At 65.8% G+C, this 13,309-nt stretch carries 12 protein-coding genes and 1 riboswitch; all 12 genes read left to right on the top strand.

The window, feature by feature from the left end; all coding sequences use genetic code 11:
• The first annotated feature begins 17 nt into the window (after positions 1-17).
• The 12 genes from AC59JP_RS20620 (at position 18) to AC59JP_RS20565 (ending at position 13,295) form a co-directional block, all read left to right on the top strand.
• On the top strand, positions 18-509 hold the full coding sequence (locus tag AC59JP_RS20620) for a GNAT family N-acetyltransferase (protein WP_497327701.1): 492 nt from the start codon (positions 18-20) through the stop codon (positions 507-509).
• Positions 509-1,426, top strand: coding sequence for an LLM class flavin-dependent oxidoreductase (locus tag AC59JP_RS20615; protein WP_497327700.1), 918 nt, complete (start codon positions 509-511; stop codon positions 1,424-1,426). The genes AC59JP_RS20620 and AC59JP_RS20615 overlap by 1 nt, the downstream gene beginning before the upstream one ends.
• Positions 1,423-2,766, top strand: coding sequence for an LLM class flavin-dependent oxidoreductase (locus AC59JP_RS20610; protein WP_497327699.1), 1,344 nt, complete (start codon positions 1,423-1,425; stop codon positions 2,764-2,766). The genes AC59JP_RS20615 and AC59JP_RS20610 overlap by 4 nt, the downstream gene beginning before the upstream one ends.
• A 45-nt stretch (positions 2,767-2,811) precedes the next feature.
• A riboswitch (SAM riboswitch) is annotated at positions 2,812-2,906 on the top strand.
• A gap of 175 nt (positions 2,907-3,081) precedes the next feature.
• Positions 3,082-4,710 carry an ABC transporter substrate-binding protein gene (locus AC59JP_RS20605; RefSeq protein WP_497327698.1) on the top strand — a complete coding sequence of 543 codons (1,629 nt, stop codon included), beginning with the start codon at positions 3,082-3,084 and terminating at the stop codon, positions 4,708-4,710.
• A gap of 1 nt (position 4,711) precedes the next feature.
• The gene (locus tag AC59JP_RS20600) at positions 4,712-5,689 is read left to right on the top strand and encodes an ABC transporter permease (RefSeq protein WP_497327697.1); all 978 of its coding nucleotides are present in this window, start codon (positions 4,712-4,714) and stop codon (positions 5,687-5,689) included.
• The gene (locus tag AC59JP_RS20595; RefSeq protein ID WP_497327696.1) at positions 5,682-6,566 is read left to right on the top strand and encodes an ABC transporter permease; all 885 of its coding nucleotides are present in this window, start codon (positions 5,682-5,684) and stop codon (positions 6,564-6,566) included. The genes AC59JP_RS20600 and AC59JP_RS20595 overlap by 8 nt, the downstream gene beginning before the upstream one ends.
• Complete coding sequence (locus AC59JP_RS20590; protein WP_497327695.1) at positions 6,563-8,173, top strand: dipeptide ABC transporter ATP-binding protein; 1,611 nt, start codon at positions 6,563-6,565, stop codon at positions 8,171-8,173. Before AC59JP_RS20595 ends, AC59JP_RS20590 begins: the two co-directional genes overlap by 4 nt.
• Complete coding sequence (locus AC59JP_RS20585; RefSeq protein ID WP_497327694.1) at positions 8,170-9,213, top strand: LLM class flavin-dependent oxidoreductase; 1,044 nt, start codon at positions 8,170-8,172, stop codon at positions 9,211-9,213. The genes AC59JP_RS20590 and AC59JP_RS20585 overlap by 4 nt, the downstream gene beginning before the upstream one ends.
• Positions 9,214-9,216: 3 nt before the next feature.
• A complete protein-coding gene (locus AC59JP_RS20580) occupies positions 9,217-10,572 on the top strand; it encodes an NtaA/DmoA family FMN-dependent monooxygenase (RefSeq protein ID WP_497327693.1) in 1,356 nt (451 codons plus the stop codon).
• On the top strand, positions 10,569-11,363 hold the full coding sequence (locus tag AC59JP_RS20575; RefSeq protein ID WP_497327692.1) for a DUF1684 domain-containing protein: 795 nt from the start codon (positions 10,569-10,571) through the stop codon (positions 11,361-11,363). Before AC59JP_RS20580 ends, AC59JP_RS20575 begins: the two co-directional genes overlap by 4 nt.
• Positions 11,360-12,328 carry an isopenicillin N synthase family dioxygenase gene (locus AC59JP_RS20570; protein ID WP_497327691.1) on the top strand — a complete coding sequence of 323 codons (969 nt, stop codon included), beginning with the start codon at positions 11,360-11,362 and terminating at the stop codon, positions 12,326-12,328. The genes AC59JP_RS20575 and AC59JP_RS20570 overlap by 4 nt, the downstream gene beginning before the upstream one ends.
• A gap of 25 nt (positions 12,329-12,353) precedes the next feature.
• Positions 12,354-13,295 carry an NADP-dependent oxidoreductase gene (locus AC59JP_RS20565; RefSeq protein WP_497327690.1) on the top strand — a complete coding sequence of 314 codons (942 nt, stop codon included), beginning with the start codon at positions 12,354-12,356 and terminating at the stop codon, positions 13,293-13,295.
• Positions 13,296-13,309: the final 14 nt, after the last annotated feature.

The raw sequence follows: 13,309 nt of genomic DNA, 5'->3' as shown, positions 1-13,309 counted from the left end.
CGGCGTTGAAGCTCAGCATGACTGCACCGCAGCTCACGGTCGCGCACGTGGATCAAGCCGATCTGCGCGCGCGGCCCCTGCTCGCCGAACTGGCGGTCGAGTACAGCAGCCGGTACGGCGGCACTCCGGACGAGCTGTTCGAGGAACTGTCGGCCTATCCCGGCGAAGAATTCGCGCCGCCGCACGGTGGGCTCATCATGATCCTTCAGGACGGTGAATCCGTTGCCGGTGGGGCGTTTCGACGGTACGACAGCAGAACCGCCGAGCTGAAGAGAATTTGGACCTCGGCGCGGCACCGACGACGAGGTCTTGCACGCCGCGTTCTGACCGAACTCGAAGCCGAGATCGGGGCTCGGGGGTATTCGCGGATCTACCTCACGACCGGATGGCGCCAGCCCGAAGCCGTCGGCCTGTACGTCGCGGCCGGCTACACACCGTTGTTCGATCCTCGGACCGAACCGATCGAGGGCGTGCCCCGTGCCTTCGAGAAGACCATTGGAGCTGTGTAATGACCTCTGCCACCGACAGTTTCGCCGTCGGAATCGACGTCGACCCGAAGGACACCGTCGCCGGCGACGTTCTCACCTCCCGTGTCGTCGGTGCCGAGAACGCAGGATTTACGTTCGTGACGTTCGAGGATTCTCCGGTTCACGAGGGTTTCGAGAGGGTGGATGCCATCACCCGCGCGGCATTCGTCGCCGCAACCACGAGCACGATCGGACTCGTTCCGGTTGCCGGGACCACGTATTCGGAGCCGTTCCACATTTCCTCGCAGCTGGCATCGCTGGACTACGCCTCACGCGGGCGCGGAGGGTGGATCGCGGAACGCTCGCACCCTCTGGCCGCCGAGGCGCTGGGCAAGCCGGTGGTCGAGGGCTCGGATCTCTATCGCGAACAGCGTGACTCGATCACCGTGGTGCGGGATCTGTGGGACTCGTGGGAGGATGACGCTGTGGTCCGCAACGTCGCCACCGGTCGGTTCCTCGACGCGAGCAAACTCCACTACATCGATTTCGTGGGGGAGTCGTACACCGTGAAGGGGCCGTCGATCGTGCCTCGACCTCCGCAGGGGCAACTGGTGGTGTTCGGGCGGGACGGTGAAGTGGATCCCGATCAGGTCGACGTCGTGCTCGTGTCCGGAACCAGACCGACCGTCGATGCTCTCCTGGTAGAGGAGATCACCGTCGACCTCGTCGACAAAGCCTCCGCGGCCTCGCTTCTCGATCGGCTCGTCGCTCTTGCGGACGAGGTCGACGGAGTCCGGCTCCGGCCCACCGACCTGGACCGCGACCTGCGTGCACTCGCTCGGTACGTCCTCCCACCGCTCTTCGAACGTGGCATCGCCCATCGGCCGGTACCGGGTACCTCGCTTCGGCAGTCGCTCGGATTGACCCGTCCCGCAAACCGATTCGGAGCTGCGTCATGAGCATCGACACCGGTCGTTCCGCAGACTCCGCTCCTCACAGGTTCCCCGACGCCCACGTCCACTTCGGTGTCTTCATGCAGGGCGTCAACCACACCACGATCTGGTCGGATCCTGCCTCGGGCTCGCAGATCGACTTCGAGACGTTCCGCCGTATCACCCAGACCGCCGAACGCGGATTGTTCGACGCATTCTTTCTTGGTGAAGGACTGCGGCTACGGGAACAGGACGGGAAGATCCTCGATCTCGACATCGCGGGTCGTCCCGACGCGATCACACAATTGGCTGCGCTGGCGGGTATCACTCGCAAGATCGGACTGGTCGCGACCCAGAACACCACCTACAACGAACCTGCCGATCTCGCTCGTCGGCTCTCCGGTCTCGACGTGCTGTCCGGCGGCAGGGCGGGGTGGAACGTCGTGACCACCGACAACGCGTGGACCGGTGAGAACTTCCGTCGCGGCGGCTTCCTCGACCATGCGCTGCGGTACGAGCGGGCCGGCGAGTTCCTCGATGTTGCTCGTGCACTCTGGGATTCGAACGGCGCCACTGTTCGCCACACCTCGCCACAGTTCGACATCACCGCCACGGCGACGCTTCCGTCCAGTCCACAGGAACATCCGGTCATCTTCCAGGCCGGTGATTCCGGTCAAGGGCGTGACTTCGCTGCCAAGCACGCAGACGTGATCTTCTCCCGTCACGGAACGCATTTCGACGACGCACTGGAATTCGCTGACGACATCAGGGCGAGGCTCGCGGCACAAGGTCGGCCCGAAGAGGACATCAAGGTGCTCCCGTCGACACAGATCGTGTTGGCCGAGAACGCATCCGAGGTCGAGGAAAAGGTGCGCTGGGTCATGGACGGCCAGTACACCGGTCCTACCGCGCTCTCCTTGGCCGCGCTGGTGTGGGGCAAGGATCTGTCGTATCTCGACCCGGACGGCCCACTTCCGGTCGAAGATCCGGTTCCACAGGCGATCTCGGGGACTCGGGGCGCGTTCCGCGACGGAAACGACCCGATCGAGGTGGCGCGGGAATGGCGCGCACTCGCGGAGGCCAAGAATCTGTCGCTCAGGGAGGTGGTCATCGAGACCACGTCGCGCAGCGGGTTCGCCGGCACACCAGGCCAAGTGGCCGACGAGCTCGTGTGCTGGGTCCGCGGCGGAGCGAGCCACGGGTTCAACATCTCCCCGTACATCGTCCCTGGCGGGCTCGACGAGATCGTCGACTGGTTGGTGCCGGAACTGCAGGAACGCGGTGCCTACCGGACGTCGTACGAGGGTTCCACGCTGCGTGAGCACCTGGGCCTGGACCGACCCTTGACTCGCCGAAACCACGTCTGATCCTTCGGTTTTGCGCCGCCCGCCGGGGCGGCATACTATGAAGACTCACCATCCAGAGCGACCGAGAGACTTGGCTCGTCGACGTCGCAGCAACCCCCCGCGCGTGCGGGTGAGGGTGCTACCGCCAAGACCGATGGAGGCACCATGAACTGCATCTCAGGGTCCGGCACCAACACCTGGGCCCGTCGCCATGTCGATTTCGGTCGACTGTCGGCATCGACCTGTCGCAGCTGACGCTCCGGTCACTCCTCTTCTGACACGCGCGCGGATCTCCGCCGCGTTCCTTTCTCGTACCACGATCACGGAGATTCCTCGGTGCCCACTCACCATGCACACAGACCTGCTCTGAAGACGCTCGTCGGCCTCGTCGCTCTCACCACGGTACTGACCGCCTGCGGGGGAGCCGGCGGAACGCAGAGCGCGGACGCGGGCCCCGCCCAGCCAGGCGGCACGCTGAAGTACGGGCTCTCGACGGCGCCGACCTGCTCGGACCCCGCTCAGGCAGGAACCAATCAAACCATCTATGTCACAAGGGCAATCGTCGATTCGCTCACCGATCAGAATCCCGACACGGGCGAGATCGTGCCGTGGCTCGCGGACAGCTGGGAGGTCGGTGCGGATGCAACGGTGTTCACGTTCAAGCTCAAGGGCGGTGTCACGTTCAGCGACGGAACGCCGGTGACAGCGCAGTCGGTGAAGAACAACTTCGACGCCATCGTGAACACCGTCGGCGCGGCCAAGGCTCCGTTGGCCGCGAGCTACCTTCAGGGTTACGTCGGAACCACCGTCGTCGATCCGCAGACGGCGCAGGTCACGTTCTCCTCGCCCAACGCGCAGTTCTTGCAGGCGTCCGCGACGTCGCAGCTCGGATTGCAGGCCGACGCCACCACGTCTCAGACGCCCGAGGTGCGGTGCCAAGGCGGCAACATCGGCAGCGGCCCGTTCACCTACACCGACTACCAGCAAGACCGGTCGGTGACGCTGGCCAAACGAGCCGGATACTTGTGGGGTTCAGAGGCTTTCGGACATACAGGTGAGGCGTACCTCGACGGGATCGAATTCACGGTGGTGCCGGAATCCGGTGTTCGCACCGGCAGTCTGTCCTCGGGCCAGCTCGACGCCGTCAGCGACGCGCTGCCACAGGACGCGCCCACCATCGAGGCAACCGGTGGTCGCGTCCTCACGACATCGAACCCCGGCACCCCCTTCGGAATTCAGCCCAACGTCTCACGCGGTGTGCTCGCGGACCCCGAGGTGCGCAAGGCTCTCGTGCCGGCGATCGACCGGCAGCAGCTGGTCGACACGGTCCTCGGACCCGACTTCAAGCCGGCCACGAGCACACTCGCGAGCAAGACGCCGGCCTACGTCTCGCTTCCGGACGTGACGTTCGATCCCGAGAAGGCGAAGTCGATCCTCGATGCCGCCGGGTGGGATCCCGGCGCCGACGGAATACGCGAGAAGGCCGGGCAGAAGCTGAGTTTCAAGATTCTCTTCAGCGCCGTCTTCGCCGGTAACCAAGCGATTCTCGAACTGCTCCAGCAGCAGCTGCGTGACGTGGGGGTCGATGCACAGCTGGATCTGACGTCGGTTCCCGATTCGATCGCCCGGCAGAACGCCGGTGACTTCGAGGCCACGTACTACAACAGCACCCGCGCCGACGGCGACATCCTGCGTACGTCGTTCGCCGTCGACGGACGGAACCTGAACCAGCGCGGCCCGATTGCCGATCTCGACGCGTCTCTGACCGATCAGTTGCGCACCACCGACACCACCCAGCGCGGTGAGATCCTGGCGGATGCTCAGCAGCAGGTACTCGACAACGGGTTGTGGATTCCGACGGTGGAGCTGTCCCAGGCGGTCGGTGCCAGTGCGGCGGTGCAGGATCAGCGGTTCGATGCCTCGGCCCGACTGCAGTTCTTCGACACCTGGCTGAGTAGGAGCTGACATGCTGCGCTACCTCGGATTGCGTGTGCTGCAGGCAGTCGGCGTGTTGTGGGCGGCCTTCTCGATCTCCTTCGTGGTGCTGTTCCTGCTTCCGTCCGATCCGGTCAGCATTGCCGTCGACTCCGGCGGCGGCAGTGGCACGCCGGTCGACGCGGCGGCGGTCGCCGAACTCCAGGCCCGCTACGGCCTGGACAAGCCGGTACTCGAGCAGTATTGGACGTCGCTCACCAACGCGGTCCGAGGTGACTTCGGAACATCCATCTCCACCGGTCAACCGGTGACCACCGCCATCCTCGATGCAGTGCCGAGCACACTGGCCCTGGCCGGCTTCGCGCTGGTGCTTGCTGTGGTCTTCGGCGGAGGCCTCGCGTTCGTCGCGACGTACACCCGTGCGCGGTGGTTGCGCACGGCCCTGTTGTCGTTGCCTCCCCTCGGAGTGGCGGTGCCGACCTTCTGGGTGGGTCTGCTTCTGCTGCAGGCATTCTCCTTCGGACTGCCGATCTTCCCCGCATTCGGCGATCGCGGGTTCGGTTCGTTGGTTCTTCCGGCGATCACCCTTGCGGTGCCGACCGGAGCGGTCATCGCCCAGGTGCTCTCCACCAGCTTGACCACCACGTGGCGCCAACCGTTCACCGCTGCCGCGGAGGCGAAAGGGGCGTCGCGCTGGCGAGTTCAGACGCGCCACGTGCTCCGGTTGGCGAGCGTCCCGGCCTTCACGATCGCCGGCGTGCTCGTCGGTGAACTGCTGGCCGGGTCGGTGGTCGTCGAAACCGTGTTCTCCCGTGCCGGTGTCGGGCGACTCACGCAGACCTCGGTTCTGGCGCAGGACATACCCGTGGTGCAGGGCATCGTGGTGATGACATCGCTGGTCTTCGTGCTCGTCATGCTTGCGGTGGACGTCGTCTACCCGCTGATCGATCCTCGAATAGTGCAGCGCAGCAGCAAGACCGAGAAGAGCAAGGAGGCCGCACATGTCTGACGTCCTGGTTCTCGACAAGCTGCCCGTGGGCACTGCGCCCGAACCGACCCCACGCCGCCGGCGGGGATCACTGCGCCGAGTGACAGGCACGGTGGGCGTCGCAGTGTCGGTGATCGTGCTGATCGTCGCGCTCGGATTCGCTGTCGCGCCGTCCGTGTTCGCGAGCGGTGACCCACTGCGCGCCGCGCCGGCGGACAAGCTCCAGGGCCCGAGTGCCGCCCACTGGTTCGGGACCGACAACATCGGCCGCGACGTCTACACCCGAGTGGTCCACGGAGCCGGACTGTCGCTCAGCGCAACCCTGTTGGCGGTCGCCATCGCGTTGGTCGCCGGCACCGTTCTCGGCCTCCTGAGCGGCGCCGTGGGCGGTTTCGTCGATTCGGTACTGATGCGTCTCGTCGACGTTCTGCTGTCGATTCCGGCGTTGCTGTTGGCGCTGGCCCTGGTCACCGTATTGGGATTCGGCACCGTGAACGTGGCGATCGCGGTCGGTGTCACGCTCATCGCGAGTTTCGCCCGCGTCATGCGGTCCGAGGTACTGCGTGTTCGTCGGTCGTTGTACGTCGAGGCGGCGTTCGCATCGGGGTCGCGGTGGCACACGGTGCTGTGGAACCACATTCTGCGCAACGCCTATCCGCCCGTGATCGCCTTGGCCGCGGTGCAGTTCGGTATGGCGGTGCTGTTCGTCTCCTCGCTCAGCTTCCTCGGATTCGGCGCAGTTCCGCCGACGCCGGAATGGGGATCGCTGGTATCCGAGGGTCGCAACTTTCTGGCCACGTCCTGGTGGCTCACGACGCTTCCCGGACTCGTGATCGTCGTGGTGGTGTTGGCAGCGCACCGCGTCGGGCACGCGCTCGATCGGGGTGATCGCGCATGAGCGCTCTGCTCTCCGTGGACGGCCTGAAGGTCTCCTACGGTATGACCGAAGCGGTGCGCGGAGTCGACTTCGAGATCGCACGCGGTGAAGTGCTCGCTCTCGTGGGCGAGTCCGGCTCGGGCAAATCGACGACCGCACAAGCGATCATCGGTCTGCTGGCCGGCTCCGGTGCGATCACCGGTGGCACGGTGACGTTCGACGGTGAGCGTATCGACAACGCGAACCACCGCCGGTTCGAGAAGCTCCGCGGAGCCCACCTCGGTCTCGTCCCGCAGGACCCCACCACCTCCCTCAACCCCGTCAAGCGCGTCGGCGAGCAGGTGGCCGAGGTCCTGCGTATTCACGGTCTGGCCGACCGTCGCACGGCCGCAACCGAAGCCGTGCGCATCCTCGACGAGGCGGGCATCGACAACCCCGAGTTGCGGGCGCGCCAGTATCCGCAGGATCTGTCCGGAGGGCAACGCCAGCGCGTGCTCATCGGCATCGCGCTCGCGTGCCGGCCGGAACTGGTGATTGCCGACGAGCCGACCAGCGCGCTGGACGTGACCGTGCAACGTCGCATTCTCGACCACCTCGCCGCCCGGACGTCCGAGCACGGCACCTCGGTCTTGTTGATCACGCACGACCTCGGGGTCGCAGCGGACCGCGCCGACCGAATCGCGGTCATGCAGAACGGTGAGATCGTCGAAATAGGCACCGCGCGCGACGTTCTCGACAATCCCAGCGCCGACTACACCAGAAAGCTGATCGCGGCGGCGCCGAGCTTGACGTCGGTGCGGGTACCGCGGGCAGACCGGACGGACGACGCCGGATCCGGTTCGCAACCCCCGTCCACCCTGCTCTCGCTCCTCAACGTCTCCAAGACCTTCGCGATCGGGCGGGGCCACCGCCTGCAGGCGGTCGACGACGTCTCCTTCGACGTCGAGCGCGGCCGCACCGTCTCCATCGTCGGCGAGAGCGGGTCGGGAAAGTCGACGACTGCGCGCATCGCGCTCAGACTCGAAGACGCCTCGGCCGGCGCGATCCATTTCGACGGTGACGACATCACCGACGTGCGCGGCACAAGATTGCGAGCGCTGCGTCGGCGCTTCCAGATCGTGTATCAGAACCCGTACGCGTCGCTCGATCCGTCGCTGCGAGTGAAGGACATCGTGGCGGAGCCGTTGGCCGCCTTCGGATTGGGTACCCGCTCGAACCGTCTCGACCGAGTGGCGGAACTGCTCGATCAGGTCGCATTGACCCCCGATTATCTCGAGCGTCGGCCCGCGCACCTGTCCGGTGGACAACGCCAACGTGTGGCGATCGCACGGGCGCTCGCTCTCCATCCCGAGCTGCTCGTTCTCGACGAGCCGGTGTCCGCGCTGGACGTCTCGGTGCAAGCTCAGATTCTCGACCTGCTCGCGCGGCTGCAGGACCAGCTGAACCTGAGCTACCTGTTCATCTCCCACGACTTGGCGGTTGTTCGCCAGATCAGCGATCGAGTACTGGTGATGCGCGGTGGGCAGGTCGTCGAAACCGGCTCTGCAGAAGAGATTTTCGACAACCCACAGCACGAGTACACCAAGGAACTGCGCGATGCGGTTCCGGGAACAGGAGTTCTGTCATGAGCACCCTTGCCGTCGAGTTGGTGGGCGCGGGAGCGCACCCGCAGGCCTGGCGCCGGCCCGACAGCCGGGCCGAAGAGTTGTTCGGTGGCCGCTACTGGGTGGACGCCGCGCGAGCTGCCGAAGCTGCCGGCGCAGACTTGCTGTTCGTCCCCGACTCGTTCGGTGCGCGTTCGCTCGACGCCGTGGCGATCGCTGCACGGGTGGCCCCGTCGACGTCGGTTCTGGGATTGGTTCCGGCGGTCACCGTGACGCACACCGAGCCGTTCCATGTGTCGAAAGCCATTGCGAGCGTCGATATTGCCTCGCTCGGCCGCGCCGGGTGGCAGGTGGAGGTGTCCGAGGGTGCCGCGGAGGCGGCGCTGGTCGGTCGGAAGGGCCTGCAGGACGCCGACTCCTTGTGGCGCGAGGCAGGGGAGGCAACCGAGGTCGTCACTCGACTGTGGGACAGCTGGGAGGACGATGCCGAGATCAGAGACGAGTCGACGAACCGGTTCATCGATCGAGACAAGCTGCACTACATCGACTTCGAGGGCGAGTTCTTCTCGGTGAAGGGCCCGTCGATCACACCGCGGTCCCCTCAGGGACAGCCGCCGAGCGCGGTGCGTGTGAACACTCCGGAGTCTGCGGCGTTCGCGGCCGCACGCGCCGATATCGTTCGCATCCGGGCCGCGACGGTCGAGGATGCGGCAGTGGTGACGGCTCGTATTCGTCGCGGCGTGGTGGCCTCGGGCCGCGACCCGCAGAACGTACGCATCCTGCTCGACATCGATGCGCTGGTCGGCGACGACGCGTCCGGTGACCTCGAACAGCTCGAAACCTGGGCGGGAGAGACGTTCTCGACGGACACCGTCTCCTTCGTCGGTCATGCTGCCGCGCTGACCGAACTCGTCGCGTCGGTCGACATCTCGGTGGCCGACGGGGTGACCGTCCGGCCACTCACGCTGTCCTCGCTGGTCTCGCTCTCTCCCGGCCGGACCCGGCCGGGAACGCTTCGTGACCATCTCGGCCTCGCCAGGCCCGTCAACCAGTACGCGATCTGAGGATTGACCATGTCTCGCAAACAGATACATCTCGCGGCCCACTTTCCGGGTGTGAACAACACGACCGTGTGGAGCGATCCGGCCTCGAAGAGCCAGATCGACTTCTCCTCGTTCGAGCACCTTGCCCGCACGGCCGAGCGGGGATTGTTCGACTTCTTCTTTCTGGCGGAGGGACTGCGCCTGCGCGAGCACCGCGGCAGGATCCACGATCTCGACGTCGTCGGTCGGCCGGACACACTGACGGTCCTGAACGCGTTGGCCGCTGTCACAACACATCTGGGGCTGGCCGGCACCATCAACACTACGTTCAACGAACCGTACGAGCTGGCCAGACAGTTCAGTTCCCTCGACCACCTCTCGGACGGTCGCGCAGCGTGGAACATGGTCACGTCGTCGGATGCGTTCACCGGTGAGAACTTCCGCCGCGGTGGGTACCTGCCTTACAGCGACCGGTACGTACGGGCAGGCGAACTGATCGATACTGCGCGACAGTTCTGGGACAGTTGGCAGTCGAACGGATTGGTCGTCGATCGCGAGCACGGTGTCTTCGGTGCGGAACCTCCGGTGGTGGAAGCGAAGACGTCGCAGTTCGACGTTCGCGGGCAGTTCGGGTTGCCGCGCAGCCCGCAGGGCCACCCGGTGTTGCTGCAGGCGGGCGATTCGAGTGACGGTCGCGAGTTCGGCGCAGCGAAGGCCGACGCCATCTTCACTCTCCACGGCAGCATCGAGGCCGGGAAGAAGTTCTACTCCGACGTCAAGGGTCGTTTGGCGAAGTACGGGCGTGAGCATGCGGACCTCAAAGTGCTGCCGGCAGCGACGTTCGTGCTCGGCGACAGCGCTCGAGACGCCGAAGAGAAGGCGCAGCACATTCGCCGGCAGCAGGTCTCCGGGAAGACCGCCATCTCGTTCCTCGAGCAGACCTGGGGGCGGGATCTGTCCGGGTACGACCCCGACGGGCCCCTGCCGGACGTCGAGCCGACGGGCGACGCGAACATCACGCGCGGCAAGGCGCGCCACGCCGATCCTCGGGACGTTGCCAAGGCGTGGCGAGAGCGGGCAGAGGCCGACAACCTCAGCATCCGTGAACTGATCATCGAGGTGACGTCGCGCCAGCAGTTCGTCGGGACGGCGTCGCACGTGGCCGACGAGATCGACCGCTATGTCCAGGAAGACGCCTGCGACGGTTTCATCCTGGTCCCGCACATCACACCGGGTGGCCTCGACGAGTTCGTCGACACCGTGGTGCCGGAATTGCAGGAGCGAGGCAGCTTCCGCACCGAGTACACCGGAAGCACCTTGCGAGAGCACCTCGGGTTGAAGCACCCGTACGATCGAATCGAAGGAGTACGTGCATCATGACCACTGCAACAACATCGTTCGAGCAGGACTGGCAGACCTGGCACGCCGAGCGGGAGGCCTACTTCGTCGACCCTCTCGGCTGGGTTGCCCTGACCGGACTGTTCTGGCTCACCGACACACCGTCCGCCGTGGACGACCTCCCCGGTCTGTGGCGGGCCGACGACGACGGCCTGTACGTCACGGCCGACACGATCGACGGGCTGAGCGTCGACGGCGTGGTGATCGACGGGACGGCGACTCTCCGCCCGATCGAGGGCGCTCCCGGTCTGATCATCGCGGCCGGTGACCGCCGCATCGAGGCAATCCGCCGCACCGGCTCCGTCGCTCTGCGCGTGCACGATCCGAAAGCTCCGACACTGCAATCGTTCGGTGGCATACCGACATTCGAGCCGTCCGCGTCGTGGGTCGTCTCCGGAACGTTCACCCCGTACGACACCGAACGGACGGTCACGACCGGCGCCGTCGTCGAGGGTCTGGAACATCATCACGCCGGGCTCGGTGTCATCGACTTCGAACTCGGCGGTGCGCCACAGCAACTCGTCGCATTCAGGGGCAAGGTGTCGGGCTTTCACATCCTCTTCACGGACGAGACATCGGGCGTGAGCACGTATCGCGCGTGCCGGTCGTTGGCGGTCGACGCACCCGATGCGGACGGCCGGGTGATCCTGGACTTCAACCGCGCATCCAATCTGCCGTGCGCACTGACCGATTACGCGACCTGCCCGGTCGCACCACCCGAGAACCGGTTGCCGGTGGCGGTCGAGGCGGGCGAGAAGCTGCCGTTGCTGTGACGACGTTGCCTGTCCTCGATCTGCGTCGCGCGGAATCCGACCCCGGCGGATTTCGGTCCGAGCTGCGCGAGGCCACGCACGAGTTCGGATTCTTCTACCTCGTCGGTCACGGTGTGCCCGACGAGCAGATCGACGAAGTCCTGAGCTGTGCACGTGAGTTCTTCGCGTTGCCGCAGGGCGCGAAAAACGAGATCAGCCTGTTGAATTCGCCGCAGTTCCGCGGCTACACCAGGCTCGGCGGGGAACTCACCAACGGAGCCGTCGACTGGCGCGAGCAGATCGACATCGGTCCTGAGCGCCCGGTGGTGGACGGAGCCGAGGGATACTGGAACCTGCAGGGCCCCAACCAATGGCCGTCCGCAATGCCGTCTTTGCGGTCGACTTTCGAGGAATGGGACCGCACGCTGTCCGCGGTCGGGTTGCGGCTGCTGCGTCACTGGGCCGTTTCGCTCGGCGCGCCCGAGAACACGTTCGACGCCGCTTTCGAGGACAAGCCGGCCACCTTGATCAAGGTCGTCCGCTATCCAGGAAGCGGCGACAATCCGCAAGGCGTTGGAGCGCACAAGGATTCGGGTGTCTTGACGTTGCTTCTGGTGGCGCCCGACTCCGAAGGACTGCAGGTCGAATCGGAGAACGGCGAGTGGATCGACGCTCCGCCGCTGCCCGGCGCGTTCATCGTCAACATCGGAGAGTTGCTGGAGGTGGCGACGGGCGGGTATCTCCGCGCGACGCGCCACCGGGTGTTGGCTCCCCGTCCCGGTGTCGATCGCATCTCCGTTCCCTACTTCCTCAACCCGGCCCTCGACGCTATCGTGCCGATCATCGATCTCCCGGCCGAGTTCCCCCGGCGAGGTGTGGCGACCGATCCGGACAACCCTATCTTCTCGACGTACGGCGAGAACGCGTGGAAGTCACGAACGCGGGCGCACCCGGACGTGGCGCAGAAGTGGCACGGGAACAAGTGACGTCGAAGGAAAGTTGAAACCGAACATGACACGAGTAGCGGTGGCAACGGGATTCGGTGGCCCGGAGGTTCTTGAGATCGTCGACGAGGTTGTCGCGAAGCCGGCGGCTGGTCAGGTTCTGGTGGACATCAAGGCCATCGGCGTCAACCCGTTCGACTACAAGCTGTACAGCGGCGAGTTCGGCTCGGACGAGTCGACGCTGCCGAAACACCTGGGCAGCGAGGCCTCCGGCATCGTCACGGCGGTCGGAGCGGGCGCCGTCGGTCCCGCGGGTGCGATCACGGTCGGCGACGAGGTCATCGTGACCGGAATATCCGGTTCCTACGCTGAGCAGTTGCTCGTACCGGGTGACGTGGTGGTGCCGAAGCCGAGCAATCTGAGTTGGGAAGAGGCGGCAGGTTTCCTGTCGGTGGCTGGAACTGCATACGACACACTGGAAGTCGCGAAGGTTTCCGAGGGTGACACGGTTCTGGTCCATGGAGCTGCGGGCGGCGTGGGGTCGCTCGTGGTGCAGCTGGCGAAGGCGCGCGGGGCCCGTGTGATCGGCACAGCTCGTGCGGTCAATCATGATGCGATACGCGACTACGGCGCCGAGCCGGTCGAATACGGCGACGGACTGCTCGATCGCGTCCGCGCCCTCGCGGCGGACGGTGTAGACGTCGCCATCGACACGGTCGGGACGGACGAGGCAGTCGACGTCTCTCTTGCGCTGGTGAACGACAAGACCCGCATCGTGACGATCGCCGCGTTCGACCGTTCTGCGTCCGAAGGCTTCCCGTCGGTGGGCGGTGGCAACCCCGAGAGCGCGAAGCGGCGCAAGGAAGCCCGTCTCGCCCTCGTGGACGCAGCGGCGAAAGGCGACGTGAACGTAGCGATCGCCAAGACGTTCCCGCTGGACCAGGTCGCTGCTGCGCACGAAGAACTCCGTCGACAGCACCCGCGGGGGAAGTTCATTCTGATTCCGTAGCAGCTCGACAGAAG

The sequence above is a fragment of the Rhodococcus sp. 320_ES genome (assembly GCF_059691855.1).
This window is presented reverse-complemented; position numbering and strand designations above follow the sequence as displayed.

Bases quoted from the DNA above. Each gene is read 5' to 3' on its own strand.
- AC59JP_RS20600 (WP_497327697.1), top strand. From the start codon at position 4,712: ATGCTGCGCTACCTCGGATTGCGTGTGCTGCAGGCAGTCGGCGTGTTG.
- AC59JP_RS20595 (WP_497327696.1), top strand. From the start codon at position 5,682: ATGTCTGACGTCCTGGTTCTCGACAAGCTGCCCGTGGGCACTGCGCCC.
- AC59JP_RS20620 (WP_497327701.1), top strand. From the start codon at position 18: ATGACTGCACCGCAGCTCACGGTCGCGCACGTGGATCAAGCCGATCTG.
- AC59JP_RS20610 (WP_497327699.1), top strand. From the start codon at position 1,423: ATGAGCATCGACACCGGTCGTTCCGCAGACTCCGCTCCTCACAGGTTC.
- AC59JP_RS20615 (WP_497327700.1), top strand. From the start codon at position 509: ATGACCTCTGCCACCGACAGTTTCGCCGTCGGAATCGACGTCGACCCG.
- AC59JP_RS20565 (WP_497327690.1), top strand. From the start codon at position 12,354: ATGACACGAGTAGCGGTGGCAACGGGATTCGGTGGCCCGGAGGTTCTT.
- AC59JP_RS20585 (WP_497327694.1), top strand. From the start codon at position 8,170: ATGAGCACCCTTGCCGTCGAGTTGGTGGGCGCGGGAGCGCACCCGCAG.
- AC59JP_RS20575 (WP_497327692.1), top strand. From the start codon at position 10,569: ATGACCACTGCAACAACATCGTTCGAGCAGGACTGGCAGACCTGGCAC.
- AC59JP_RS20590 (WP_497327695.1), top strand. From the start codon at position 6,563: ATGAGCGCTCTGCTCTCCGTGGACGGCCTGAAGGTCTCCTACGGTATG.